The organism is Curtobacterium sp. VKM Ac-1393 (assembly GCF_015350995.1).
In the GTDB taxonomy this organism is placed as follows: domain Bacteria; phylum Actinomycetota; class Actinomycetes; order Actinomycetales; family Microbacteriaceae; genus Curtobacterium.
Genome location: NZ_JADKRW010000001.1, coordinates 518,307 through 543,213, shown reverse-complemented (window position 1 = coordinate 543,213; position 24,907 = coordinate 518,307). Strand labels below are relative to the sequence as shown.

The following is a 24,907-nucleotide window of genomic DNA, read 5'->3' as shown; positions in this document are numbered from 1 at the left end:
TGACGGAACCCCTACGCCCGTGTGCCGACTCCTGACGGCTCGCTCACTCGATGTCGACGTCCCGCTTGCCGCGCCGCACGATGAGCGGGTCGGGCTTGCCGATCACGTCGACCGCCTTGTCCGGGTAGTCGAACTGCGTCAGGAAGTAGCGCATCGCGTTCAGGCGGGCGCGCTTCTTGTCGTTCGAGCGCACGATCGTCCACGGCGCGTACCGCTTGTCGGTCCGGGTGAACATCTGCATCTTCGCCTCGGTGTAGTCCTCCCACCGGTCGAGGGACAGCAGGTCGATGTCGGACAGCTTCCACCGGCGCACCGGGTCGAGCTGTCGCATCGCGAACCGGGTGCGCTGCTCGCGTCGGGTGACCGAGAACCAGAACTTCGTCAGGTGGATGCCGGAGTCGACGAGCATCCGCTCGAACAGCGGCACCTGGGTCATGAAGGACTCGTACTGGTGGTCGTCGCAGAAGCCCATCACCCGCTCGACGCCGGCACGGTTGTACCAGGAACGGTCGAACAGGACCATCTCGCCGGCCGACGGCAGGTGCTGCACGTAGCGCTGGAAGTACCACTCGCCGCGCTCCCGCTCGCTCGGCTTGCTCAGCGCCACGACGCGCGAGGTCCGGGGGTTCAGGTGCTCGGTGAACCGCTTGATGGTGCCGCCCTTGCCGGCTGCGTCACGGCCCTCGAACAGCACGACGACCTTCTGGCCGGTGTCCTCGAGCCAGTACTGGCACTTCAGGAGCTCGATCTGCAGCTGGTACTTCGCGTACTCGTACTCGTCCCGCGGCAGCCGCTCGTCGTACGGGTAGTCGTCGCGCCACGTCAGGACGGGGTTGCCGTGCGGGTCGATGAGGTCCGGGTCGGCAGTGTGTCCGTCCGCGACGCTGTAGCCCTCGGTCCGGAGCTGCTCGATGTACTCCCGGAGCGGTTGCGAGTACGGCGCTGTGTCCACGGTGTCTCCTCCACTGCCCACCGGTCGACGGTTCCGTCGATCGGTTCGTCCCCCATCCTGTCCTGTGCGACCCGACAACTGCCCAACCGGACGTGTCCCACAGGTGTCCAAGCGGCTGCGTCACCGGACGCGGTAGCGTTCTCGACGGCCTGTCCCCGACCCGGATCGAGCAACGATGCCTGACGTCCACCGCCCCGCAGCCGACCGCTACGAGCAGCTCCCGTACCAGCGCGTGGGGAGGAGCGGCCTCAAGCTGCCGCGGATCTCCCTCGGCCTGTGGAACAACTTCGGCGCCGACCGCGCACTCGCCACGCAGCGCGACATCGTCCTGCACGCTTTCGACCGCGGGATCACCCACTTCGACCTGGCGAACAACTACGGCCCGCCGCCCGGATCGGCCGAGGAGCAGTTCGGCCGCATCCTCGAGTCGGACCTGCGCCCCTTCCGCGACGAGATCGTGGTGTCGACCAAGGCCGGCTACGACATGTGGCCCGGCCCGTACGGTGACCACGGCTCCCGGAAGTACATGCTCGCGTCGCTCGACCAGTCGCTCCGGCGTCTCGGGCTCGACTACGTCGACGTCTTCTACTCGCACCGTCCCGACCCCGAGACCCCCATCGAGGAGACGGTCAGCGCCCTGGTGACCGCGGTCCGCTCGGGGAAGGCGCTCTACGCCGGCATCTCGAACTACGACCCGGCGCAGACCGCCGCGGCAGCCGATGCGCTCGCCGCCGAGAACATGCACCTGCTCATCCACCAGCCGCGCTACAACATGTTCGACCGGGTGCCCGAGGACGGGCTCTTCGACGAGCTGACGCGACTCGGCACCGGTGCGATCGTGTTCTCGCCGCTGGCCGGCGGGCTGCTCACCGACCGCTACCTGGACGGTTCGGTGCCGGTCGGCTCCCGTGCTGCCGAGGGCCGCTGGTTCGGTGCGGACCGCATCGACGACGAGTACCTGACCACGGCGCGGGCGCTCAACGACATCGCCGTGGCGCGCGGGCAGACGCTCGCGCAGCTCGCGATCACGTGGGTGCTCCGGCAGCCGGCTGTCACGTCGGCGCTGGTCGGGGCCTCGAGCGTCCGTCAGCTGGACGGCACGCTCGACTCGCTCGCGAGTGCCCCGCTCACCGACGAGGAGCTCGCGGCGATCGACGCGCTGGTGCCGCGCGGCTGACGTGCGCCGGAGGCGGTGCGCCGTTTCGCGCTGAGCGACACCTCACCGGCTCTGGACCGCGTGGACTGTCGCTGAGTCCGAAACCACGGACGGGAGGCGCGGGGCCCGCGGGCACCGCGCCTCCCGTCCCATGGTTGGTCGCTTCTAGACCGCCGCGGTCGCCTCGTCGCGGTGCGGGAGCTTCCAACCCGGGCGTACGAAGTGGCAGGTGTACCCGGCGGGGTACTTCTCGAGGTAGTCCTGGTGCTCCTCTTCGGCCTGCCAGAAGTCGCCAGCGGGCTCGACCTCGGTGACGACCTTGCCGGGCCAGATGCCCGACGCGTCGACGTCCGCGATGGTGTCGCGCGCGACCTGCTCCTGCTCGGGCGAGGTGTAGAAGATCGCCGAACGGTACGCACGGCCGACGTCGTTGCCCTGACGGTCCTTCGTCGACGGGTCGTGGATCTGGAAGAAGAACTCGAGCAGGTCGCGGTACGAGATCACGGACGGGTCGAAGACGATCTCGACCGACTCGGCGTGGTCACCGTGGTTGCGGTATGTCGCGTTCGGGGTGTCGCCACCCGAGTAGCCGACGCGCGTGCTGATGATGCCGGGACGGCGGCGGAGGAGCTGCTGCGCTCCCCAGAAGCAGCCGCCGGCGAGGATGGCGGTTTCGGTGGTGGTCATGGTGGCCTCCTGAGGTCGTCGTGCCGCTGGCTGCGGCACCGTGCGGTGCAACCGGCAACAGGGATGATCTGTTCCCGTCGTCGGGCCCGCTCGGCTGCAGACCCACCGGGTATCCGGTCAGTCGGCCTCGACAGTACGACTCCGTGCTCGGTGTTGCGTGCACGCGACACCGAGCACCGAGCACGGAGCGACCGTGGTCGAGGTCTCGCACCTGCGAGACTTCGCTTGCCCCGGCACGACGAGTCGGAGTGCCTGGGAGCGGATCCCGCCGCTCATGCGAAAGGAACCGTGGTGATGCCCGACTACACCGTCGTCACGCACGAGAACCCGGTGCTCGGGGTCGAGTTGGCTGTGCGGGTGCAGCTCGATCCGTCGTGGGACCCGATCCGCTACGAGGACCTGACGATCATCGTCCTCGACGACGGCCGCAACGTTGTCAGCTGCGTCCCCTTGTTCGCGAGGAACGTGCACCTCGGTGACATCATCACGACGGTCGAGAACCCTTCGACCGGACGGCTCGAGTACGGGGGTCGTATCGACCGGGGACAGTCTTGGGTCTTCAGGATCAGTCCTCGCGATGAAGGCGCTCTTCGCATCGCGCACGACGTCATCCACGAATTCGGCGGTGCCGTCGAGACGTGGGGCTCGATCACCGGAGTGGCAATTCGAGGGGACGCGGCTGCCGACCAGTTCGCGGACCGCTTGCAGCAGCTCGAAGACGACGGACTCCTCGAGTACGACACCGCAGAGCGCTGAAATCGTGTGACAGCATCTGGTGTTCGTGTGCTCCTTGCACCCGGCGACGGACCGATCATCGAAGGGACGCCGACATGTCGATGCTCATGCAGGAGCGATTCCAAGAAGCCGCAGCGCCGTTCGTGGAGTTCGGCGGGCACACCGTTTGGGCAATCCACGACCTTCCTCCCGTGCCGCTCCTCAGAATCCACTTTCAGAGCGCGAACGGGGAGCGCACCCAGGGCATCGGACTGGAAGCCAAGGGCAGTCCGAAGTACCCCAATGGAGCTGGAGACGCGTGGACCGGCAATTTCGGCATGCTCGTCGAGCGCGACGAAGGTGGCTTGTCCTTCCGGTGCAGTGACGGACTCGGAGAGGCCGCGTTCACCGACCTCGTCTTCCGTGTCGAGACTGTCGTGTCCTGATCGATGCCCCCTCGCCATCGGTGTCGGTGAGTGCGGGCATGGGACGGACAGTACGCCGTCGCTTCAATAGGCATACGTTTCCAGCGCCCGGCGGGTTGGTTGCGGATCCGATGACGGACGGGAGGCCCGTGGCGGTGTCGCCACGGGCCTCCCGTCCGTCGTCTGGTCGCGTCCGGAGCGATCAGCGCGTGCGCGCGCCGACGCGCGGCAGCACGAAGCCGAGGACGATCATCGCGACGGCGAGGAACGCGTGCAGGACGTTGTCCGCGCTGTTCAGCGGGACGAAGTTCGCGGGGTCCGCCATGCCGGCCGTGAACAGGCCGTAGACGAACAGGACCGCGTAGACGATGCCGCCGACGACCAGGTAGAGGCGGGCGCCGGATGCCGTGCGAGCCGCGATGAGGCCGACGATGCCGAAGAGCAGGTGGACGACGTTGTGCAGGATCGACACCTGGAACAGGCCCAGGAGCAGGGCCATGGATCCGTGGCCGGCCACGGACATCGAGCCCATGTCCATCGTGAGTCCGGGGATGAAGCCGGCGATGCCGACGATCAGGAAGACGACACCGAAGAGGAGTGCGCCCTTCTGGGTCCACGTCGAGCCGGTGCGGTTGCGAGCGGTTGCTGCGTTGCTGGTCATGGTGAGACCTCTCTTGTCGAGCGCGCCACGGATGTTGCGCACAGGGTATTCGGTGCCGATCCGCAGTCGGATTGCAGGTGCCATCCGTTTTCCGAACGGGGTGTGCCCGCTGAGTCGGTGCGCATGCCGTGCTGCCTACGCTCCGCCGTACGGCAACACCCGACGGAAGGCAGCACCATGGCAAGCGGAGTCGCAGCGGTATGGGTCCCGGTCACCGACATGCACCGGGCGGTCGCGTTCTACCGCGACACCCTCGGGCTGACGGTCACCGACGAGTCCGACGACTGGAGTGAGATCGACGCGAACGGCCTGATGATCGGACTGAACAGTCGGGAGTCGGCGAGCCCGTCGAGCGGCGGGGGAGCGGTCATCACGTTCCAGCCGGACGGGTCGATCGAGGACGAGCTGGCGAGCGTCCGCGAGCGTGGTGCGGACGTGCAGGGCGAGATCAGCGAGCACCCGTGGGGGAAGATCGTCCCGTTCAAGGACAGCGAGGGCAACGACCTCCAGTTCTACGCACCGCCGCAGGGCTGACGCGACCCCAGGGCGTCTGCGCGTGGTCGCCTGCAGGGCGCTACGCGACCGCGATCTCGTTGGGCACGCCCGGCAGCGTGTCGCTGGAGGCGACGACCTTCCCGGTGGTCAGGTCGACCGCGTGGACCTTCCGCTCGGCGGGGTCCGTGACGTAGGCGAGGTCGCCCGTGACCTTCACGGCGGGGTGGGCGTCCTGCCACTCGGCCGGCCCCTCCCACGCGTCGATCACCGGGAACGAGTCGAGCTGCTCGCCCGTGGTCTCGTCGAAGGTGTGCAGGGCGCCGTCGTCACCGAGGACGACGGCCTCGTCACCGGGTCCGCGCGCGAGGTCGCGGAACGTGAAACCGACCCCGTCGGGCATGTCCGCGACGGTGTACTTCCCGCTGGAGGCGTCGATCAGGGCGATCTGGTCGAGCAGGTACCCCTCGCTGTCCGGGTCGTCGTTGTAGTCGCCGACGGCGACCGACGACGTGTCCGTGGTGAACAGGTTGCCGGTGCGGCCGTACTCGGTGGGTGCGTCGAGCTTCTCGAAGGCGCCGTCGGCGTAGACGAGCGCGCCGTCGGTGCAGCCGAACACCGCGACCTCGTCCTTGACCGCACCTTCGCCGTGCACGTCCGGGCAGGCCTCTGAGCGGGTGAGCTCCTGGCCGTCGGCATCCAGGGCTCGGACGCCCGTGCGGCGCTCCTCGGTGCCGATGGTGGTCAGGAGCGTGCCGTCCTCGAGCTCGATCGCGACACCGTGGTGTGCCGCCTCGGACTCGGTCGTCCGGGTCTCGGGCAGAGCGTCACCGTTGAGCTCGGTGTTGTCGAACGTCGTGACGTCGCCCGAGCCGTCCGCGAACAGGGCGGTGCGGTCGCCGTGCACGACGGCGTGGCCTCCGGTGTCCGCCGGGAAGACGGCGTCGGTCAGGGCCGGATTCGCGGCGGTGTCGAGCACGCGGAAGCCCTCGGGCACCGTGACGAGCACGTGGCGGCCGTCGCCGGCGGGGTTGACGCGGGTGAAGCCGTCGACGGCGTCGTCGGACACGACCTGCAGGTCCTGGTCGAGCACGAGCAGGCCGCCGTCGTAGGTCAGCGTGATGCGGGTGCTGTCGGCCTTCGGGGCCGAGGTGCTCTCGGCGTCGGCAGCGTTCGTGGCGCACCCGGTCAGGGCCAGGGCGACGGTGCCGAGCAGCGCGGCCGGCAGTGCCGCGGCGCGGAGGGTCTTGGTTCTGGTCATGGACAACACTGTACTGATTCTCATTCTCATCAAGAAATCGGACGCGACAGGCCGGCGACGATCGACTCGGTGTTCGAGCGCATCATCCCGAGGTAGGTCGACGCGGCGCCGTCCTCGGTCAGGGACTCGGTCGCCAGCGAGCGGATCGAGACCCGCACGTCGACCTCGTCCGCCAGCACCTCGGCCAGGCGGGCGGGCTGCGAGGCATCGGCGAAGATCGTCGGGACGCCGGCTTCGTCGATCGCGTCGGCCAGGTCGCGCAGGTCGGCGGCGCTCGGGGAGGCCAGGGTCGTGCCGCTCGGGATCACGGCACCCACCACGCGGAACCCGTAGCGGTCGGCGAGGTACCCGAACACGTGGTGGTTCGTCACGAGGGCCTTCCGTTCGGCGGGGATCGTGTCGAACGCTGCGGTCATGTCGTGGTCGAGGGTGGCGAGTCGGTTGGCGTACGCAGCGGCACCGGGGGCGTCGATGCCGACCGCGTCCAGTTCGTCGCCGAGTGCTTCGACCACGTCGACCATGCGCGCGGGATCCGTCCAGAAGTGCGGGTCCGGGCCGCTGTCGTCGTCGGTGGTCCACTCCAGGGCGTCGACCGCGTCGCCGGCGGTGAACACCGGCACGCCGTCGTCGGCCGCGGCACGGACGTGGTGGGCCACCCCTTCTTCGAGCCCGAGGCCGTTCTCGACCACCAGGTCCGCGCTCCGGAGTCGTGCCGCCTGCTGCGCGGACACCTCGAACGAGTGCGGGTCGCCACCAGGGGGCATCAGGACCATGACGTCGACGTCGTCGCCGACGACCTCGGTCACGACGTCGCCGAGGATGTTCGTCGTCACGGCGACGAGTGGTCGGTCCGACCCGACGGTGGTGCAGCCGGCGGTGGTGACGGCGACGGCTGCGACGACGAGCGCCGCGGTCAGTGTGCGCCTGCCCGCCCTCACAGCCCCACCTCGGCCAACGCGACGGGCGCGAACGGCAGCTCGACGGTGCGGGCCACTCGGGCGCCGTCCGCGAAGTCGATCTCGTGGACGACGGCTTCGGACGGGGCGGCCACGTAGGCACGCTGCGCATCGAGCTGCAGCAGCGGCGCGGTGTCGCCGTCGACCAGTGGGTCGGTCGTCGCGACGGCGCCCGTCGACGCGGTCACCACGACCACCCGGCCGCTGTCGTCGACCCCGACGACGTGCTCATCCGCGTCGTCGACGGCGACCACCGCGCGCAGGGGCCGTTCGGTCGGCACGTGCTGCCAGGAGCCCTGCCGGACGTCGAGCAGCCAGAAGCCCGTGTCGCCGGCGAGCCCGGCGACCGTGGGGCGACCGGCCCGTGCGGCGAAGGCGGTCGGACGCACGGCATCGTCGGGCAGCGCGACGAACGAGGCCTCGCCGGCGGCGTCGACGACGACCGCTCCGTCGGCACAGCCCACCACGGCGCCGGCGCGGGTGACGATGCCACCGGCGGGGTCGGTGCAGGCCTGTCCGGTGCTGGTCGGGTCGATCGCCTCTCCGTCGGCACCGAAGACCCGGACGGTGTCGCCCTCGGCCGCCACCAGGTGCTCGCCCGACGGCAGCAGCACGGTCGCGTCGAGCCGGAGGGTCTCGTCGAGCTCGCCCTGCCCGAGCGCCTCGCGGTCGAGGACGACGGCCTCGCCGCGCTCCGGCCAGGCGATCGTGGTCATCGTCTCCGACGAGTGCACCTGGACCGGTCCGCCGCCCGCGATGGTCCCGACGACGCGCGGCTCGGCGGCGTAGTAGTGCGTGTGGTCGCCGTGGTCGACGGTCCAGGACCCGCCATCGACGACCGTGGTGCGGTCGTCGTCGCTCGTCACGAGGAACCGGCCGTCGGTCGCGGAGTGCTCGGGAGCGTCGACCCGGTCCAGGTCGGTCGTCTCGCCGGTGAGCAGGTCGTGGAGCGCGGTCTCGCCGGTCGCGGAGACGGCCAGGAGGCCCAGCTGCGGCTCCTGGGACTCGGTCGCCCCCGCCACGTAGCCGTGCGGGGCCGTGGTCGCGCCGGAGTCGTCGGCCGGCGGTGTCGACGCGGTGGAACAGGCCGTCACGGTGAGCGCGAGGCCGGTCGTCAGGCCCAGGGCTCCCAGGAGCCGTGGACGTCGTGTGCGTGCGCGGTCGGTGGTCGGGTCGTGGTTCATGGTGCCTCTCGTGCTGGTGCTCGGACGGGGTGTTCGAGGCGGTGCTCGACGGGCCTGGTGCGCACGCGCACGGTGCTGCGTGCGACGGCCGCTGCCCCGCGGGACAGGGCGACTCCCGCGACGGCGACGGCGGCGATGCTGGCGCCGGCGGCGGTGCCGGCGTGCCACGAGACGAGCAGGCCGACGAGCACGGCGGCGACGCCGAGCACTGAGCCGAGGAGCATCGTCGAGGCCACGTGCTTCGTCCAGGCGCGGGCTGCGGCGGCCGGTGCGAGCAGCAGCCCGACGACCAGCAGGGTGCCGACCGCGCGGTACGAGGCGACGACGGCGAGGGTGACCAGCCCGATCAGGACCACCTCGGCGAGCCGTGGGCGGAGTCCGAGGGTCGCGGCCTTGCGGGCGTCGAACGCCAGTGCCGTGAACGGTCGGTGGAACAAGGCGGCGACGAGCAGCGCGACCCCGACGGCGATCGCCAGGCCACCGAGGTCGGCGCGCGTGACCGCCAGGACGTCGCCGAACAGGATCGCCGTGACGTCGGTGGCGAAGGACCGCGATGCCGACACGATGATGACCCCGAGCGCGAGCATGCCGACGAACAGCAGCCCGATCGAGGTGTCGTACGACAGGCCACCGCGTCGTCGCAGGGCCCCGACCCCGAACACCATCACGCCGGCGCTCACCGCGGCGCCGAGCACCGCGGGGACGCCGGTCAGCGCTGCGATCGCGACGCCGGGCAGCATGCCGTGCGAGAGCGCCTCGCCCAGGAACGCCATCCCGCGCACCAGTACCCACGTGCCGACGACGGCGCACAGCACTGCGGCGAGGGCACCGCCGGTCAGGGCGCGCACCATGAAGTCGACGGTGAAGGGGTCGGTCAGCCAGGTCACGATCGGAGACGCTACATGAAAACGAGTATCGATACTGATAGCGTGCTCAGGTGTCCACCACCGATCCGATGCCCGCCGTCCGCCTCGACCGGGTGACCGCCCTGCGCGGGGAGCGGACCGTCCTCGACGGCCTCGACGCGACCTTCCCCGCCAGCCGGGTCACCGCGCTCACCGGGCCGAACGGATCCGGCAAGTCGACGCTGCTCGACGTGGTGGCGGGCGTGCTGCGGCCGACCGGCGGACGCATCACGGGCCTCCCGGTCGGCGGCGTCGCCCACGTGAGCCAGTCCGTCCCACCGACCACGCTCCCGCTCACCGTCCGCGCGACGGTCGCGATGGGACGGTGGCGGCACCGAGCGTGGTGGCGGCCACTCGGCCGCGACGACCGCGCGGTCGTCGACGCGCAGCTCGAGCGGATGGCGATCGCCGACCTGGCGGACCGGCCCCTCGATGATTTGTCCGGTGGGCAGCGGCAGCGCACGCTCGTGGCGCTCGGGCTGGCGCAGCGGGCACGGGTGCTGCTCGTCGACGAACCGACGGCCGGGGTCGATGCGGACTCGGCGGCGCTCGTGGTGGCGGCGCTCGCCGCCGAGGCTGCCGACGGCGTGGTCGTCGTGCACGCGGCACATGACCCGGCGGCGATCGCCGCAGCCGACGCCGTGGTCACCCTGATCACGCCCTGACGGCGCGGGCGGCGGTCAGGGGCAGGCGACCGCCACGGAACCCGTCGGCGTGGTCGCCGGTACCGGTGCCGGAGCCTCGTCGGCGGCCGGCGCGGCACTCGAGCGCCGCAGGCCGAGCGACACGAGCACGACCGCACCGACCACGGCGACCCCACCGGACAACCAGAAGTCCGCGGCGAGTCCGAACGACGACACCGCGGCGCCGCCGAGCACCGACCCCGCGGCGATCGCGAGCTGGATGGTCGTCACGAACAGCGCCAGCCCGGTCTCGGAGCCGGCGGGCGAGGCCGTGGACATCCACGTCTGCATCCCGAGCGGCAGTGCGCCCCAGACGAGCCCCCACACCACGAGCAGGACGAACACCCCGACGACGGAGTGCGCGAGCAGCGGGAGCAGGACCACGGCGACGGCGAGGGCGACCTTCGACACGCTGATCGTCCCGAGCACGCTCCGGCCCAGGGTGAAGCCGGCGGCGAAGTTGCCGACGATCCCGGCGACTCCGAAGACCAGCAGCGCGAGCGTGACGGTGTCCGGACCCACCCCGACCAGGTCCTGCAGGTACGGCGCGATGTAGGTGTACGCGGCGAACTGTGCGGCGAAGAGGAACGCGGCGGCGATCAGGCCGACACGGGCACGGGGGACGCGGAGCAACGAGCCGAGCGTCGCGAACCGGACCTGCTGCTGCGCGGGGATGCGCGGCAGCATCGCGAGTTGCAGGACGAGCGCGACCAGGCCGAGTGCGCCGCCGATGACGAACGCGAGCCGCCAGGTGGCGAGGGACGAGACGAGGGCGCCGAGCGGCAGGCTCACGACCGTCGCGACCGAGACGCCCGCGGTGATGAGCGAGGTGGCCCGGATCGTCGCTGCCGGCCGGACGAGTCGCCCGGCGATGCCGGCGCCGATCGCCCAGAAGCCGCCGATGCCGACGCCCAGGAGCATCCGGGCCACGAGGAGCACGCCGAACGACGGTGCGATCGCCGCGAGCCCGTCCGCCACCACGAGCAACACGGTCAGTGACACGAGCACCAGGCGGCGGTCCACCCGCGAGGTCAGGACCGTGACGACCGGTGCCGCCACCGCGCCGACGAGACCGGTGGCGACGACCATCAGGCCGGCTGTGCCGATCCCGACGTCGAGGTCGGCGGCGATGGCGGGCAGGAGTCCGATGGGCAGGAACTCGGAGAGCACGAGGACGAAGGATCCGAGTGCGACGGACGTGACACCGAGCCACCCGCGGCGCTCTGCTGACGAGGTCATGGGTTCGTCAAGCAGTGCCGGTCGCGGGCCATTCCCGCGTGTCGTGTCGTTACTCGCCGACCACGCGCACCGTGCGGCCGGACGCCACGGAATCCTGCGCCGCGAGCACGATCGACAGGGTCCGGAGTCCCACGTGCACGTCCGGCTGCGGCTGCTCGCCCGAGCGGACCGCGTCGACGAAGGTGCGGAGCATCGCGGCGTCGGGGTCGGCGCCGGTGCGGGACTCGATCGGCAGCCCGGTCTCCGCGACGACCCCGCGCGCGGCTGCCCCGAAGAAGTCGAGCGACACCGTGCCACCCGTCCCGGCGACGTCGAGCGTCAGTCCACCCCATGCCGCCGAGGTGTCCGGCTTGCTCCACGAGCAGTCGATCGCGGCGACGACACCGTTCGCGTAGGTGATCGTGACGAGTCCGGCGGTCTCCGCCTGCGCCCGGGCAGCGTGCAGGGTCCGGTTCGCCACCGCGGTCACGGTGACGGGCGCCGAGCCCATCAGCGCCTCGAGCAGGTCCGCGATGTGCACGACGTGGTCGACGATCGCGCCGCCGCCGGACAGCTCCGGCTCGGTGAACCACGACCGGGTCAGGGGCAGCATGCCGTTGTTCGCACCGCGCACCGCGAACACCTGCCCGAGCGCTCCGGAGTCGTGCGCCGCGCGGAGCCTGTCGAACGCCGAGGTGAAGCGGACCGGGAACGCGACCATCAGCATGACGCCGGCGGCCTCGACCGCGTCGCGGATCGCGAGGCCGTCCTCCCACGTGGTGGCGAGCGGCTTCTCGCACAGGACGTGCGCGCCGGAGGCGGCCGCGGCCTCGACGAGTTCGCGGTGCCGGGCGTTCTCGCTCGTGACGACGACCGCGTCCGGACCCCAGGCGAGCAGATCGTCGAAGCTTTCCGCGTAGTCGACCCCGAGCTCGTCGGCCAGGTCGCGGCCGCGCAGCTCGATGACCGTCTCGCCCGTGCTGACACCGTCGGGGTCGGAGCCGCGGACCTCGACCCCGGGCATCGCGGCGAGGGCTGAGAGGTAGCCGATCGCGTGGGTGTGGGCGAACGACATCACGGCGATCTTCAGGGCGGTCATGCGCGAGCCCCAGTCGTCAGGGACACCGGCTGTCCCATGTCCATCGACTCGATCGCCGCGTTCGCGATCCGGACCGCCTCGGCTCCGTCCGCCGCCGTCACCCGCGGTTCGGCCCCGCCGGCGAACGCCCCGAGGAACTCGGCCAGCTCGAGCCCGTACGGGTCGTCGGCGGGGTCGACCTCGGGCAGGAATCCGTCGACGGCGTCGGGTACCGCGAGGTCGGCGACGTAGTCCTGTTCGTCGAGCGACCGGTGCGCCAGGCTGCCGCGCGTACCCGTCACCGAGTACTCGGTCGAGAACGCGAGGTGCTGCGGCCCCCAGATCCCGGCGACGTGGCTGATCGCCCCGGACTCGTGCGTGAGCAGCACGTGCGCTGCCTCCACCGGCTCGACCTCGGTGCCGGCGCGGACGCCGACCGCCGACACGGTGGCGACCGGTCCGGCGATCCACCGCGCGATGTCGAGGTCGTGGATCATCTGGTCCAGCACGATGCCGCCGGACAGCGCCCGGTCGCCGAACCACGCGGTGCGGATCGGGAAGGCCCCGGACCGCACGAACCGCAGGACCGCCAGGTCGCCCAGGAGGCCCGTGGTGACGGCGTCGTGCAGGCGCACGTAGGCGGGGAAGAAGCGCACCACGTGGGCCGGGTAGAGCTGTCGGCCGGCCTCCCGAGCGCGCGCCACCAGGTCCGCAGCGTCGGCATCGGTCCGGGCGAGCGGCTTCTCGGACACGACGTCCTTGCCGGCGGTGAGTGCGGCGCGCACGACCTCGGCGTGGGCGAAGGTCGGCGTCACGACGTCCACCACGTCGACGGCGGCGAACAGGTCGTCGAGCGAGTCGGCGACGGTGATCGACGACCCCGCGGCGGCTGCGGCCGGACCGAACGCGGCCGCGAGCTCCGGGGCGCCGTCCTGGGCGAACACGACGACCGGGCCGAGGCGGAGCAGGCCGGGCATGTGCGCGTGGGCGATGCCGCCGGCGCCGACGAGGCCGATCCGGGGAGGGGTCGGGGGCATCGGGGCTCCTTCGTGGGGGACCGGTCGACGGTGACGGGGACGACGCCATGCTACCGATCCGACGGCCGGCACCGGGGGCTCAGGCAGAGCCGCGCCAGACCACCTCGGTGGGCAGGATGAGCCCGTGCGGTCCCTCGTCGACGCCGGCGATCTGCGCGAGCACCTGCTGCGCCGCACTCTCGCCGAGGGTGTGCGCGGGCTGGCGGACCGTCGACAGCGGCGGGTCGCAGCGCAGTGCCCAGGCGCTGTCGTCGAAGCCGACGACGCCGACGTCACCGGGGACCGACCGGCCGCTGCGCTGCAGGACGTCCATCGCGCCCGCGGCCACGGCGTCCGAGGCGGCGAACACCCCGTCGACGTCGGGGGCCCGGTCGAGGAGCTCGCGCATGCCCTCGGCGCCGGCGGTGTAGCTGAACAGGGGGTTCCGGGCCACCAGCTCCGGGTCGAAGCGGTCGCCGAGGGCCGCGGTGAAGCCGGCCAGGCGGTCCTGCCCGGAGTCGCGGTCGAGCCCGGACGCGAGCATGCCGATCCGCTTCCGGCCGGTGGCGACCAGGCGCCGGGTGATCTGCTCGGCGGCGTCCCGGTTGTCGATGCCGATGTACGAGATGTTCGCGGCGTCGGACGGGTGGCCGACGAAGCACGCCGGCATGCCGATCTCCTCGATCGCCCGGGTGATCGGGTCGCCGTCGCGGGCGGACAGCACGATCGCGCCGTCGACGAACCCGCCGCGCAGGTACTCGACGACCCGCTCGTTGTCGCGGGCGGAGTCCACCATGATCGTGACGAGCTGCTGGTCGGCCTGCGACAGCACGGTGTTGGTGCCGATCAGGATGTTGCCGATGTTCGGGTCGTCGAGCACCTGGACGGACGGCTCGTGCACGATCAGGGCGATCGCTCCGGAGCGGCGGGTGACCAGGCTCCGGGCCGCAGCACTGCGGACGTAGCCGACGCGTCGGACGGCGGCCTGCACGGCTTCGCGGGCTTCGGGTGACACGTACGGTTCGTCGTTGAGGACCCGTGAGACGGTGCCCCGGGACAGTCCTGATTCGTCGGCGACGTCCTGGATCGTGGCGCGCTGGCGTGCGGTTCGGACCTCGGACATGCGGCAACCATATCCGTCCCGTGGGCGACCTCGGCACGGCTCCTGTTGACAGCGCCGCGCTTCTGGTGTTCACTCTGGGAGCGCTCCCAGAACGATCCGAAATCGTTCGTTCCGGCTGGACTGGGAGCGCTCCCAGAACATGGGTGACCTTCGCCGTCGAAGGGGTCGTCAACGACCGGAGCGGCAGCGGTCGCCCCGACCAGCGAGGACCACCCGTGACCACGACCACCCTGCCGACGCCCGCCACCGGGGCGCTCGGGCTCGGCTCGACCGGGCTCGCCTTCGGGTGCGACTACAACCCCGAGCAGTGGGACCCCGAGGTCTGGGTCGAGGACGTCCGGCTCATGCGCGAGGCCGGCGTGAACCTGGTCGCGATCAACGTCTTCGGCTGGTCGCACGTCGAGCCGCGCCAGGGCGAGTACGACTTCACCGCACTCGACACCGTCATCGAGCTGCTGCACGGCGCGGGCATCGGCGTCGACCTCGGCACCGGCACCGCGTCCACCCCGCCGTGGCTCACCACGCTGCACCCCGAGGTCCTGCCGGTCGTCGCCGACGGCACCACCCGCTGGCCCGGCGGGCGGCAGGCGTTCTGCCCGAGCTCCCCGGTCTACCGCGAGCACGCCCTCGCCCTGGTCCGCGCCACCGCCGAGCGCTACGGCGACCACCCCGCCGTGCAGCTCTGGCACGTGTCGAACGAGCTCGGCTGCCACAACGCGCACTGCTACTGCGACGTCTCGGCCGAGGCGTTCCGCGGGTGGCTGCGCGCCCGGTACGGCACCGTCGACGCGCTCAACGCGGCGTGGGGCACCTCGTTCTGGAGCCAGCGGTACTCCGCCTGGGACCAGGTCCTGCCGCCGCGGGCGACGCTGTCCTTCACGAACCCCGGCCAGACGCTCGACTTCGACCGGTTCTCGTCCGACGAGCTCCTCGGGCACCACCGCGCCGAGGCGGCCGTCCTGCGCGGACTGAGCGACAAGCCCGTCACCACGAACTTCATGGTCGCCGCGCACATCACGGCGCTCGACTACTGGTCGTGGACGGCGGACATGGACGTCATCGCGAACGACCACTACCTCGACCACCGCCTGCCCCGCCCGCACGCCGAGCTCGCCTTCGCCGCGGACACCACCCGCGGACTCGCCGGCGGAGCCCCGTGGTTGCTCATGGAGCACTCGACCGGCGCAGTGAACTGGCAGCCGCACAACGTCGCGAAGGCGCCGGGCCAGATGCTGCAGGACACCGTCGCGCACATCGCCCGGGGCGCCGACGGGGTCTGCTTCTTCCAGTGGCGCGCGTCGGTGCAGGGCTCCGAGAAGTTCCACTCGGCGCTGCTGCCGCACGCCGGCACCGACTCCCGCACCTGGCACGAGGTCGTCGCCCTCGGCTCGCTCGTCGAGCGGCTCGGCGAACTGCGCGGCTCACGCGTCGTCGCCGACGTCGCGCTCGTCTTCAGCTGGGAGAACCAGTGGGCCGCCGACCTGGAGGCCCACCCCACCACCGCGCTCCGGTACCTGGAGCAGGTGCACGCGTTCCACGCCGCACTCCGCGACCTCGGCGTCACGGTCGACGTCGTCGCGCCCGGTGCCCCGCTCGACGGCTACGGCGTGGTCATCGTGCCCGAGCTCTACCTCGTGCGCGACGAGCACGCCGCCGTGATCGCCGACCACGTCGCCGCCGGCGGTCACGCGGTCGTCACCTTCTTCAGCGGGATCGTCGACGAGCGCGACCGGGTGCGGACCGGCGGCTACCCGGGCGCCTTCCGCGACCTGCTCGGCATCCGGGTCGACGAGTTCCTGCCGCTCGCCGCGGACCAGGCGATCGCGCTGTCCGACGGCACCACCGGCACCGTGTGGTCGGAGCCCGTCGAACTCCGCGGTGCGACGAGTGTCGTCGACTACGCCGAGGGCCCGCTCGCCGGTACAGCCGCGGTCACCCGCAACGGCCACGGCGCCGGGTCGGCCTGGTACACGTCCACCGTGCTCGAGGCCGACGCGCTGCGGGACCTGCTCCGCCGCGTGCTCGCCGAGGCCGGCGTCACCCCGGACCCCGCCACCGCACCGGGTGTCGAGGTCGTCCGCCGTCGCGACGACCAGCACGAGTGGGTGTTCCTGCTCAACCACTCCGACCAGCCCGCCTCGCACACCGTCACGGGCCACGAGCTCGTCACCGACCGCCCCGTCGACGGCGTCACCGTCCTCGAGGCCGGCAGTACCCAGATCATCCGCACCGACAGGAACCGATCATGACCACCACCACCCAGCGGCCCCGCGCCGTCCGTCGTCGGGGCGGGGGCTCCCGCTACCGTCTGGCGATCGCGATCTTCGTGGTCCCGTTCGCCCTGCTGTTCACCGCGTTCTACCTCGTCCCGATCCTGTACGCGGTGTGGCAGTCGCTGCAGAAGATCGAGCGCCAGGGCACGTTCGGCGCTCCGACGCAGGTGTTCGGCGGGCTCAGCCAGTACGTGCTCGTGTTCCAGAACAGCGCGTTCTGGGACTCGGTGCTCCGCGTGCTGCTGTTCGGTGTCGTGCAGGTGCCCGTGATGCTCGGGCTCGCGCTCCTGTTCGCGCTGCTGCTCGACTCCCCGCTGCTGCGCGGCAAGCGGTTCTTCCGCCTGGCGTTCTTCGCGCCGTACGCGGTGCCCGGTGTCATCGCCGCGATCATGTGGGGCTACCTCTACGCCCCCGACCTGTCGCCGTTCTCCGCCGTGACCTCGAAGGTCGACTTCCTGGGGTCCGGCACCGTGCTCTGGGCCGTCGCCAACGTCGTGACCTGGGTCTTCGTCGGCTACAACATGCTCATCATCTACTCGTCGCTGCTGGCGATCCCGGCCGAGATCTACGAGGCGGCCAAGCTCGACGGGGCCTCGCAGCTCCGGATCGCGCTGTCGATCAAGATCCCCCTGGTCGTGCCGGCGATCGTCCTGACCGCGGTGTTCTCGGTGATCGGGACGCTCCAACTGCTGACCGAGCCGACCGTGTTCCGGCAGTTCACCTCGACGATCTCGTCGACGTTCACGCCGAACATGCTCGTCTACTCGACCTCGTCGGTGCCGAACTTCAACCTGGCGGCCGCGTTCTCGGTCGTCCTCGCCCTCGCCACGTTCATCCTGTCGATCGGGTTCCTCCGACTGACCCAGCGGAAGGCCTCCCAGTGACCGTCCACGCACCCACCTCGGGCGACACCGTGCGCGACGCGGGCCGACCGCTCGAGCCGAACCGGGCCTCCAGGCCGCACCAGCACGGTGCACGCGGGCCGCGGGAGAGCGTCATCTCACGCAGCGCCGCGATGATCGTGATGGGTGTCTTCACCCTCTACTTCCTGCTGCCGATCTTCTGGCTGCTGGTGTCGTCGACCAAGACGGCCGCGAACTTCAACACCACCTTCTCGCTGTGGTTCAGCGCGACGTCGGTGCAGGACTTCTTCGCGAACCTGGCCGAGCTGTTCACGCGGCAGGACGGCATCTACCTGCGCTGGCTCCTCAACAGCATCGCCTACGCCGGTGTCGCGGGGCTGCTCGGCACCGTGCTGTCCGCGATGTGCGGCTACGCCCTCGCCAAGTACCGGTTCCGTGGTCGCGAGGCGCTGTTCAACACGTTCCTCGGTGGCGTCCTCGTGCCGGCGACCGCGCTCGCCCTGCCGCTCTTCCTGATCTTCAGCCAGGTCGACCTGACCGACACGTTCTGGTCGGTGTTCCTGCCGAGCATCGTCAGCCCGTTCGGCGTCTACCTGTCGCGGTTGTTCGCGGCGTCGAGCGTGCCCGACGAGATCATCGAGGCCGCGCGCATCGACGGCTCCGGCGAGGTCCGCACGTTCTTCACCGTCGCCGTCCGGCTCATGTCGCCGGCGCTCGTGACGATCTTCCTGTTCCAGTTCGTCGCCGTCTGGAACAACTTCTTCCTGCCGCTCGTGATGCTCCGCGACTCGTCGCTGTTCCCCGTCACCCTCGGCCTCTACACGTGGAACTCGAGCGTGAACCAGTACCCCGACCTGCGCACCCTCGTGCTCATCGGGTCGTTCGTCTCGATCATCCCGCTGCTCATCGCGTTCCTGAGCCTGCAGCGCTTCTGGCGCTCCGGTCTCGGGTCCGGCGGTCTGAAGTAGCCACCCGACCAGCACTCCCTCCGCACACCAGCTCTCCCCACACCACACATCCCGAACGGAAACAGCATGAAGACAACGAAGTTCCTCAGCGTCGCCGCCCTGGCGGTCGCCGCGACCGTCGCCCTCGCCGGCTGCAGCGCCGGCGGCAGCGGCAGCGGCGGCGGTTCCTCCGACACCGCAGCCGCGAGCTGCAAGCCCTCGAGCGGCAAGGTCACGCTCGACTTCACGACCTGGGTGCCGAACATGGACAAGGTCGTCGCCATCTGGAACAAGGCGAACCCGGACATCCAGGTGAAGACCTCGATCGTCGCGAACGGCAACAGCGGCACGTACCAGAACTTCTTCAACCAGCTCAAGGCGAAGCAGGCGCCGGACATCGGCCAGGTCGAGTACGACACCCTGCCGGCGTTCCGGGTGCAGGGCGGCCTCGAGGACATCGGCGCGTGCTCCGGCATCTCGGCGGCGAAGAAGGACTTCTCCGACGGCCTCTGGAACCAGGTCACCTTCGGTGAGTCGAAGTCCGTCTACGCGGTGCCGCAGGACTCCGGCCCGATGGCGCTGTACTACCGCAAGGACCTGTTCGAGAAGGCCGGGCTCGACGCCCCGAAGACGTGGGAGGAGTACGCCGAGGACGCCGTCAAGATCAAGGCGCTCGGCGGCAACATCACGAACTTCGCCAAGGGTGACGTCAACCAGTTCGCCGGGCTCGTCTCGCAGGCCGGCGGCCAGTGGTTCTCGAACTCCGGTTCCGACTGGAAGGTCGACCTGACCGACGCGAAGTCGAAGAAGGTCGCCGACTACTGGCAGGACCTGATCGACAAGAAGCTCGTCAACACCCTGCCGAGCTTCACCGACCAGTGGAACGCCGCGTACGACAGCGGCAAGGACTGGACCTGGGTCTCCGCCGTCTGGGGTGCGAACACCATCTCGAGCGGTGCGCCGTCGACCTCCGGCAAGTGGGCCGTGGCGCCGATGCCGCAGTGGAGCGAGGGTGAGTCGAAGTCGGCCGCCTGGGGCGGTTCGTCGAACGTCGTCTTCGCCGGCAGCAAGCACCCCGCCGAGGCGTCGAAGTTCCTGGTCTGGCTGAACACCTCGACCGAGGCGCTGTCCGCACTGAACAAGGAGGCCAACCTCTACCCGGCGTCCTCCACCGGTGCCGAGCTCCCCGCGCTGACCGAGGGACTCCCGTTCTACGGCAACCAGAAGATCTACGAGGAGTTCGCGACCGCGGCGAAGGACATCCAGCCCTTCACCTGGGGTCCGACGATGACACAGACCTACTCGGACGTTTCCGACGGCTTCGGATCGGCGTCGTCCGGCGACGGCACGCTGCTCGAGGCGCTGCAGTCCGGTCAGTCCAAGACGGTGGCGGCGCTCAAGGCGCAGTCGATCCCGGTCAAGGGCTGACAGCGCTGACGCGCTGACGGCGGACAGGAGGCGCGGTGCCAGCTGGCACCGCGCCTCCCGTTTCGCGGTCGGGGCGATGTCAGAAGCGCGCGGCCAGATTTTCTGAGATAGTGGCACAAGTCAGAAGATCTGGCGATGGTGTTCTGAGGTCAGGAGTCCGACGTGTCCACGACCACCTGGCCGGCGCTGGAGTACGAGCAACTCGACTGGGAGCGACGCGACGCCGATTACGGTCCCCGTGCCGCTCGACGCAGCACGGTGCGCGAACCGTACCTCGCCGCGGTGCCGCCGCACATCGCCGCGGCTGCACTCGAGCTGAGCGACGAGGTGGCGACACTGGTCGACGAGGCCTCGACGGCCCTCGTGCGTTTCGACGGCGAACTCGGTGGCGAGGTGGCGCCGTTCTCGTCCCTCCTCCTGCGGTCCGAGGCAGCGGCGTCCTCGCAGATCGAGCACCTGACGGCCAGCGCCCGACAGGTCTTCACTGCCGAGATCGGCGCTCCAGGCAAACGCAACGCCACGGCGATCGTCTCCAACACCCGAGCCATGCGCACGGCGATCGAGTTGTCCGACGAGTTGACCGCGGACACCGTGCTCGCGATGCACAAGGTGCTGATGGACGGGGATCCCCACCACGACGCCGGAGCGTTCCGACAGGAGCCCGTCTGGATCGGCACGGACGGACGATCCCCGGTCGGCGCGGACTACGTCGCTCCGGCCTGGCAGCGGGTGCCGGCGCTGATCGACGACGTGATGGCGTTCGCGCGGCGCCTCGACCTGCCACGGTTGGCACAGGTCGCGGTGGCACACGCCCAGTTCGAGACGGTCCACCCGTTCACCGACGGCAACGGGCGCACGGGGCGTGCCCTGCTGCAGGCGATGCTGCGCTCGAACGAACTGACCCGGAACGTCACGGTCCCCGTGTCAGCCGGGCTCCTCACCGACACCGACGGGTACGTCGAGGCGCTGATGGCGTACCGCCGCGGCACGGTCGAGCCGATCATCCGGCGTGTGGCCGAGGCGTCCTTCGTCGCGATCGGCAACGCCACCGAGCTGGTGCAGGACATCCAACGGATCCGTCAGGGGTGGGGGGACCGCCTCGAGGCTCGACGTGACTCCGGGGTGTGGGCAGCGCTCGACGTCGTCGCACGCCAACCGGTGCTGAACGCCACGGTCCTCGCTTCCCAGATGGGGATCGAACCGCGGAACGCGTACCCGCACCTCCAGAAACTCGTCGGAGCAGGGATCCTGGTGTCGAAGAACGAGTACCAGCACGGGGTCCTGTACCGCAACGACGAGGTCCTGGCGGCGCTCGACGCGTTCGCCAGGCGGGCTGGGCGTCGCGGCTGACGCGGGCTCGGTGTCAGGCGTCGAGGGCGCGTCGGGCGGCCGCCACGACCTCGGCATCGGTCACGAAGTGCGCGGAACCGTCGTCGGCGCCGCCCATCGGGACCCCGGCGTGGGCGCTGCCCGGCGCAGCGCGCTTGGCCGACAGGTGCACGGCGGCGACACCCGTGGCGACCAGGGCCGGCACGTCGGCCGGGGTCACACCTGCGCCGGCCATCACCTGGACGGGTCCGGCGGCCTCGACCATGCGCGCGATCGTCGTCGCGCCCGCACCGGCCGTGGGCGCGGCGCCCGAGGTCAGAACGCGCGTGAACCCGAGGCCCGCGAGCGTGGCTGCTGCGGCGACCGGGTCCACCGCGTGGTCGATCGCCCGGTGCAGGGTGACCTCGGCGGTCGCGCTGACCGAGCGGGCGGCCTCGACGAAGCGGCGCAGGGCATCCTCGTCGAGGGTCCGGTCCGGGCGCAGGGCACCGACGACGACGCCGGCGGCACCGGAGCGCAGGACCGTGCGGACCTCGCGCACCATGAGCTCGACCTCGTCGGGGGTGTGCACGAACCCGCCGGGGCGGCAACGGACGAGGGCGTGCGCCGGGATCCCGGTCTCGTGGGTCGTCTCGACGAGCGCCTGCGACGGGGTGAGCCCGCCGAGCTCGAGGCCGACGCAGAGTTCGACCCGGTCGGCCCCGCCGTCGCGTGCGACGATCGCGCCCTGCGGCGACGTCACGGCGATCTCGAGGGCAACGGGGGAGTGGGTCATGCAGTGGCTCCGAGCGGCTGGTCCGAGGCCGGGATGATCCTGGCGGTCAGGTCCGGTGCCTCGGGGAACACTCGATCGTAGGGGAACACCGGCCGCTCGATCCTGTGGTGCCCGAGGCGCAGCAGGTCCTGGTCGACACCACCGGGGGTGAGCGCGAGCATCCAGTCGGCGGCCATGTCGAACAGCTCCGGCTCGAGGTAGCCGATCTTCACGACGACGACGTCCGCCTGCCGTGGCGCCAGGTCGAGGTCGGTGAAGTCGTGCTCGTGGTGGTACGGCTTGCGCAGCTTCGTCAGGATCGCGAACACGCTGCCGACCTGCAGCACGACCTCGGTCTCGGCGTCGCGGTCGCCGTGCTTGATCGCGTGCACGCGGCCGGTCATGGTGATCGGTCCGGCGTGGACGTCGTCGACCTCGGCACCGGCGGTCACGGTGACGGTCGCGCCGACGCCGGCTGCGACGGCCGTGGCGACCGCGGCGGGGCCGGGGACGCTCGCGTAGATCAGGGTGGGGCCGTCGGCGCTGGTGAACGCCGGGTTCGCCAGGACCTGCGTCAGCCCCCAGGTCATGTCCCCCGAGCCACCGGCGGTGGGGTTGTCCCCGGAGTCGGACACGAAGTACGGGCGGGCGGCGTCGGGTGCGAGCGCAGCGGCGAGGCACTCGTCGAACGAGCCGGTCGGCGCGACGAACACGAAGTCCTCGCGGACGTCCCAGAACGCCCGGGCGAGGCGCTCGGCCCCGGCGGACACCGCGGCCTGGTCCCACCCGGTGACGACGGTGACCGCGCGGTCGCGGGGCTGGTCCGCCCAGGCGTACCCGACCCAGATCGCGGCGTCGAGCACGCCCTCGGTCGCCTCGACGACGGGTACCTGCGCGTACAGCGACGCCGCGGGCTCGAGGCGGGTCGAGGTCTGCTCGCCGGGCAGCAACACGGGGATCGGGATCCAGGCCTTCACCGGGCGCTGCGCTCCGACCGGCCGGGTCGTGAGCACGTCGACCAGGTTGCGGACGGCGCGCTCCTTCGTCTCGAGGGTGTCCTCGTGCGGGGCCATCCGGTAGCACGTGACCAGGTCGACCTGGTGGGCGAGCTCCCGCGTGACGTTGCCGTGCAGGTCCATCGACGCCGACACGATGACGTCCGGGCCGACGACTGCACGGATGCGGCCGAGCAGGTCCGTCTCGGCGTCGTCGAGCCCCTCGACGACCATCGCACCGTGGATGTCGTACCAGAGGCCGTCCACGTGCTCGGCCGCGACGATCGCGCGCAGGCGCTGGACGATCTCGGCCGCGAGTTCCTCGTACGACGCCCGGTCCACGATGCCGCCGGGCAGTGCGTGTCCGATGAGCGCCCCGCGGAAGTCCGCGCGGTCCGCCATGGTCGCCAGGAACGGGTACCGCGCGACGACCTCGTCCCCGCGGTCCGGGTGGAACGCCGGCGCGTGGGTGCGGGTCGGAGTGAAGGTCGACGTCTCGATGGCGAGCCCGGCGATGGCGATGACCGGGCGGCGGGCGGCGGGGGTGGCGGACACGGTCTCAGACACGGACACTCCTGTTCCTGGTGGTGGACTGCGGGATGGGGGCGGAGCGTTCCTCGAGCGAGGCGGCGAGGCCCCGCTGCAACGCGAACTGCCCGGCGCCGACGAGCCCGGCGTCGGCGCCGAGCGACACCGGCTCGATCGCCAGGTGCTGCGTCATGAGCGGGTGGCAGCTCTCGTAGAGCTGACTGCGCACCGCGGCGATGAACGGGTCGAGGGTGGACAGGATGCCGCCCAGGTAGACGGCGTCCGGGTTGAAGAAGTTCACGTTGGCAGCGAGCACCTCGCCGAGGTACCGACCGGCCAGGCGCACGGCCCGGGTGGCCTCGGGGTGGGCGTCCGAGGCGAGCCGGACGACGTCGGCGGTGGAGGACACGTCGACGCCGGCGTCGGACAGGATCCGGACGAGTGCGGCCCCGGACGCGACGGTCTCGAGGCACCCGGTGTTCCCGCACGAGCACGGGGTGTCCCCGGCGGCGTCGATCCGCACGTGCGTGATGTCCCCGGCGGACCCCGTGGATCCCCGGTAGAGCCGGCCGTCGATGACGATGCCCGCGCCGATCGCCGAGCCGGCCTTGACGGTGATGGTCTGGCGGCGCCCGGCGGGCTGGACGCTCTGCTCGCCGGCGGCCATGCAGTTCGCGTCGTTGTCGACGATCGCGGGCAGGCCGAAGCGTTCGGACAACCAGGCGGCCACGGGGAACCCGTTCCACCCCGGCATCCGGCTCGGCAGGTCGACGACGCCGGCCTCGACGTCGACGGGACCGGGCAGGCTGAGGCCGACCCCGCGCAGGCCGGCGCGACCACGGTCGTCGGCGAGCCGCTCGAGCAGCGTCGCCAGGCGCTGCAGACCGGCGGTCGGACCGTCGGAGAGCGCGAACGGGACGTTCGCGACCGACTCGAGCGCGCCTCCTGGAAGCACGATCCCGACCCGCGCGTGCCCGCCACCGACGTCCGCGGCGACCGCGTACTCGTCGACGCCGCCGATGCGGAGCACCTTGCGGGGGCGGCCGCCGGTCGAGACGTCGGTGCCCTCTTCCGCCAGGAGCCCGTGTGACAGCAGCTGGGCGACGACGTGGGAGACCGTCGACGGCGCGGCGCCGAGCAGCGTCGCGATCTCGGTGCGGCTGGCGGCCTGGCCCGACGAGACGAGCTCCAGGACGCGTGCAGAGAGGTCCGGCACGACTTTCTCCAATCCGGGTGAAACGACGGTCGAACCGACCGAACACCCGGAGCCTAACCGGCG

General features: G+C 71.1%; 24 protein-coding genes. 10 read left to right on the top strand and 14 right to left on the bottom strand.

Annotated features, from left to right (window positions below; genetic code table 11):
- Window positions 1-43 precede the first annotated feature (43 nt).
- Window positions 44-952 (bottom strand): polyphosphate kinase 2, encoded by a 909-nt coding sequence (gene ppk2, locus ITJ59_RS02545; RefSeq protein ID WP_194649560.1) that lies wholly within the window; start codon window positions 950-952, stop codon window positions 44-46.
- Window positions 953-1,127: 175 nt separating this feature from the next.
- On the opposite strand from ppk2, the gene ITJ59_RS02540 reads away from it, so the two are divergent.
- Window positions 1,128-2,129, top strand: coding sequence for an aldo/keto reductase (locus ITJ59_RS02540; RefSeq protein WP_194649559.1), 1,002 nt, complete (start codon window positions 1,128-1,130; stop codon window positions 2,127-2,129).
- 144 nt (window positions 2,130-2,273) lie between these two features.
- Here the strand turns inward: ITJ59_RS02540 and msrA are convergent, their stop codons facing one another.
- The gene (gene msrA / locus ITJ59_RS02535) at window positions 2,274-2,795 is read right to left on the bottom strand and encodes a peptide-methionine (S)-S-oxide reductase MsrA (RefSeq protein ID WP_194649558.1); all 522 of its coding nucleotides are present in this window, start codon (window positions 2,793-2,795) and stop codon (window positions 2,274-2,276) included.
- Between the two features lie 294 nt (window positions 2,796-3,089).
- Between msrA and ITJ59_RS02530 the strand changes: the two genes are divergently transcribed.
- Together ITJ59_RS02530 and ITJ59_RS02525 are read left to right on the top strand one after the other, a co-directional pair.
- Window positions 3,090-3,551, top strand: a complete 462-nt coding sequence (locus tag ITJ59_RS02530) for a DUF4265 domain-containing protein (protein WP_194649557.1) — start codon at window positions 3,090-3,092, stop codon at window positions 3,549-3,551.
- A gap of 74 nt (window positions 3,552-3,625) precedes the next feature.
- On the top strand, window positions 3,626-3,955 hold the full coding sequence (locus tag ITJ59_RS02525) for a hypothetical protein (protein ID WP_194649556.1): 330 nt from the start codon (window positions 3,626-3,628) through the stop codon (window positions 3,953-3,955).
- A 181-nt stretch (window positions 3,956-4,136) separates the two neighbouring features.
- Here the strand turns inward: ITJ59_RS02525 and ITJ59_RS02520 are convergent, their stop codons facing one another.
- The gene (locus ITJ59_RS02520; protein WP_194649555.1) at window positions 4,137-4,595 is read right to left on the bottom strand and encodes a DUF4383 domain-containing protein; all 459 of its coding nucleotides are present in this window, start codon (window positions 4,593-4,595) and stop codon (window positions 4,137-4,139) included.
- Between the two features lie 177 nt (window positions 4,596-4,772).
- Between ITJ59_RS02520 and ITJ59_RS02515 the strand changes: the two genes are divergently transcribed.
- On the top strand, window positions 4,773-5,129 hold the full coding sequence (locus ITJ59_RS02515; RefSeq protein ID WP_194649554.1) for a VOC family protein: 357 nt from the start codon (window positions 4,773-4,775) through the stop codon (window positions 5,127-5,129).
- Between the two features lie 40 nt (window positions 5,130-5,169).
- On the opposite strand, the gene ITJ59_RS02510 is transcribed toward ITJ59_RS02515, so the two are convergent.
- From ITJ59_RS02510 to aztB, 4 genes are read right to left on the bottom strand one after another with little or no spacing between them, the layout of a single operon-like run.
- Window positions 5,170-6,348: a hypothetical protein gene (locus ITJ59_RS02510; RefSeq protein ID WP_194649553.1), complete on the bottom strand. Its 1,179-nt coding sequence runs from the start codon at window positions 6,346-6,348 to the stop codon at window positions 5,170-5,172.
- Window positions 6,349-6,377: 29 nt separating this feature from the next.
- Window positions 6,378-7,286: a metal ABC transporter substrate-binding protein gene (locus ITJ59_RS02505; protein ID WP_323749375.1), complete on the bottom strand. Its 909-nt coding sequence runs from the start codon at window positions 7,284-7,286 to the stop codon at window positions 6,378-6,380.
- Window positions 7,283-8,488 (bottom strand): ABC transporter, encoded by a 1,206-nt coding sequence (locus ITJ59_RS02500; protein ID WP_194649552.1) that lies wholly within the window; start codon window positions 8,486-8,488, stop codon window positions 7,283-7,285. Before ITJ59_RS02500 ends, ITJ59_RS02505 begins: the two co-directional genes overlap by 4 nt.
- The gene (gene aztB / locus ITJ59_RS02495; RefSeq protein ID WP_194649551.1) at window positions 8,485-9,375 is read right to left on the bottom strand and encodes a zinc ABC transporter permease AztB; all 891 of its coding nucleotides are present in this window, start codon (window positions 9,373-9,375) and stop codon (window positions 8,485-8,487) included. The genes ITJ59_RS02500 and aztB overlap by 4 nt, the downstream gene beginning before the upstream one ends.
- A 50-nt stretch (window positions 9,376-9,425) precedes the next feature.
- On the opposite strand from aztB, the gene aztA reads away from it, so the two are divergent.
- Window positions 9,426-10,058 carry a zinc ABC transporter ATP-binding protein AztA gene (gene aztA, locus ITJ59_RS02490; protein WP_323749374.1) on the top strand — a complete coding sequence of 211 codons (633 nt, stop codon included), beginning with the start codon at window positions 9,426-9,428 and terminating at the stop codon, window positions 10,056-10,058.
- A 15-nt stretch (window positions 10,059-10,073) separates the two neighbouring features.
- On the opposite strand, the gene ITJ59_RS02485 is transcribed toward aztA, so the two are convergent.
- The 4 genes from ITJ59_RS02485 to ITJ59_RS02470 all read right to left on the bottom strand — a co-directional run bounded on the left by ITJ59_RS02485 (window position 10,074) and on the right by ITJ59_RS02470 (window position 14,511).
- Window positions 10,074-11,315 (bottom strand): MFS transporter, encoded by a 1,242-nt coding sequence (locus ITJ59_RS02485; RefSeq protein ID WP_194649550.1) that lies wholly within the window; start codon window positions 11,313-11,315, stop codon window positions 10,074-10,076.
- A 49-nt stretch (window positions 11,316-11,364) separates the two neighbouring features.
- Window positions 11,365-12,393 (bottom strand): Gfo/Idh/MocA family protein, encoded by a 1,029-nt coding sequence (locus tag ITJ59_RS02480; RefSeq protein WP_194649549.1) that lies wholly within the window; start codon window positions 12,391-12,393, stop codon window positions 11,365-11,367.
- The gene (locus ITJ59_RS02475) at window positions 12,390-13,409 is read right to left on the bottom strand and encodes a Gfo/Idh/MocA family protein (RefSeq protein ID WP_194649548.1); all 1,020 of its coding nucleotides are present in this window, start codon (window positions 13,407-13,409) and stop codon (window positions 12,390-12,392) included. Before ITJ59_RS02475 ends, ITJ59_RS02480 begins: the two co-directional genes overlap by 4 nt.
- Before the next feature lie 79 nt (window positions 13,410-13,488).
- Complete coding sequence (locus ITJ59_RS02470; protein ID WP_194649547.1) at window positions 13,489-14,511, bottom strand: LacI family DNA-binding transcriptional regulator; 1,023 nt, start codon at window positions 14,509-14,511, stop codon at window positions 13,489-13,491.
- 215 nt (window positions 14,512-14,726) lie between these two features.
- On the opposite strand from ITJ59_RS02470, the gene ITJ59_RS02465 reads away from it, so the two are divergent.
- From ITJ59_RS02465 to ITJ59_RS02445, 5 genes are all read left to right on the top strand, one after another.
- Complete coding sequence (locus ITJ59_RS02465) at window positions 14,727-16,760, top strand: beta-galactosidase (protein WP_194649546.1); 2,034 nt, start codon at window positions 14,727-14,729, stop codon at window positions 16,758-16,760.
- Entirely contained in the window at window positions 16,757-17,668 is a 912-nt protein-coding gene (locus tag ITJ59_RS02460; protein WP_194649545.1) for a carbohydrate ABC transporter permease, read from the top strand. The genes ITJ59_RS02465 and ITJ59_RS02460 overlap by 4 nt, the downstream gene beginning before the upstream one ends.
- On the top strand, window positions 17,665-18,615 hold the full coding sequence (locus tag ITJ59_RS02455; protein WP_323749373.1) for a carbohydrate ABC transporter permease: 951 nt from the start codon (window positions 17,665-17,667) through the stop codon (window positions 18,613-18,615). Before ITJ59_RS02460 ends, ITJ59_RS02455 begins: the two co-directional genes overlap by 4 nt.
- A gap of 66 nt (window positions 18,616-18,681) precedes the next feature.
- Window positions 18,682-20,022: an ABC transporter substrate-binding protein gene (locus ITJ59_RS02450; protein ID WP_194649544.1), complete on the top strand. Its 1,341-nt coding sequence runs from the start codon at window positions 18,682-18,684 to the stop codon at window positions 20,020-20,022.
- 162 nt (window positions 20,023-20,184) lie between these two features.
- A complete protein-coding gene (locus tag ITJ59_RS02445; protein ID WP_194649543.1) occupies window positions 20,185-21,372 on the top strand; it encodes a Fic family protein in 1,188 nt (395 codons plus the stop codon).
- Window positions 21,373-21,385: 13 nt separating this feature from the next.
- Here ITJ59_RS02445 and ITJ59_RS02440 read toward each other — a convergent pair whose 3' ends face one another.
- Genes ITJ59_RS02440 through ITJ59_RS02430 form a run of 3 tightly spaced genes read right to left on the bottom strand, consistent with a single transcriptional unit; the run spans window position 21,386 to window position 24,844 of the window.
- Entirely contained in the window at window positions 21,386-22,126 is a 741-nt protein-coding gene (locus ITJ59_RS02440; RefSeq protein WP_194649542.1) for a copper homeostasis protein CutC, read from the bottom strand.
- A complete protein-coding gene (locus ITJ59_RS02435; RefSeq protein ID WP_194649541.1) occupies window positions 22,123-23,667 on the bottom strand; it encodes a M81 family metallopeptidase in 1,545 nt (514 codons plus the stop codon). The genes ITJ59_RS02440 and ITJ59_RS02435 overlap by 4 nt, the downstream gene beginning before the upstream one ends.
- Window positions 23,660-24,844: an ROK family protein gene (locus ITJ59_RS02430; RefSeq protein ID WP_194649540.1), complete on the bottom strand. Its 1,185-nt coding sequence runs from the start codon at window positions 24,842-24,844 to the stop codon at window positions 23,660-23,662. The genes ITJ59_RS02435 and ITJ59_RS02430 overlap by 8 nt, the downstream gene beginning before the upstream one ends.
- Window positions 24,845-24,907: the final 63 nt, after the last annotated feature.

Coding starts and splice junctions, on each gene's coding strand:
- ITJ59_RS02540 (WP_194649559.1), top strand. CDS start 1,128: ATGCCTGACGTCCACCGCCCCGCAGCCGACCGCTACGAGCAGCTCCCG.
- msrA (WP_194649558.1), bottom strand. CDS start 2,795: ATGACCACCACCGAAACCGCCATCCTCGCCGGCGGCTGCTTCTGGGGA.
- ITJ59_RS02530 (WP_194649557.1), top strand. CDS start 3,090: ATGCCCGACTACACCGTCGTCACGCACGAGAACCCGGTGCTCGGGGTC.
- ITJ59_RS02525 (WP_194649556.1), top strand. CDS start 3,626: ATGTCGATGCTCATGCAGGAGCGATTCCAAGAAGCCGCAGCGCCGTTC.
- ITJ59_RS02520 (WP_194649555.1), bottom strand. CDS start 4,595: ATGACCAGCAACGCAGCAACCGCTCGCAACCGCACCGGCTCGACGTGG.
- ITJ59_RS02515 (WP_194649554.1), top strand. CDS start 4,773: ATGGCAAGCGGAGTCGCAGCGGTATGGGTCCCGGTCACCGACATGCAC.
- ITJ59_RS02510 (WP_194649553.1), bottom strand. CDS start 6,348: ATGACCAGAACCAAGACCCTCCGCGCCGCGGCACTGCCGGCCGCGCTG.
- ITJ59_RS02500 (WP_194649552.1), bottom strand. CDS start 8,488: ATGAACCACGACCCGACCACCGACCGCGCACGCACACGACGTCCACGG.
- ITJ59_RS02485 (WP_194649550.1), bottom strand. CDS start 11,315: ATGACCTCGTCAGCAGAGCGCCGCGGGTGGCTCGGTGTCACGTCCGTC.
- ITJ59_RS02480 (WP_194649549.1), bottom strand. CDS start 12,393: ATGACCGCCCTGAAGATCGCCGTGATGTCGTTCGCCCACACCCACGCG.
- ITJ59_RS02475 (WP_194649548.1), bottom strand. CDS start 13,409: ATGCCCCCGACCCCTCCCCGGATCGGCCTCGTCGGCGCCGGCGGCATC.
- ITJ59_RS02470 (WP_194649547.1), bottom strand. CDS start 14,511: ATGTCCGAGGTCCGAACCGCACGCCAGCGCGCCACGATCCAGGACGTC.
- ITJ59_RS02460 (WP_194649545.1), top strand. CDS start 16,757: ATGACCACCACCACCCAGCGGCCCCGCGCCGTCCGTCGTCGGGGCGGG.
- ITJ59_RS02450 (WP_194649544.1), top strand. CDS start 18,682: ATGAAGACAACGAAGTTCCTCAGCGTCGCCGCCCTGGCGGTCGCCGCG.
- ITJ59_RS02440 (WP_194649542.1), bottom strand. CDS start 22,126: ATGACCCACTCCCCCGTTGCCCTCGAGATCGCCGTGACGTCGCCGCAG.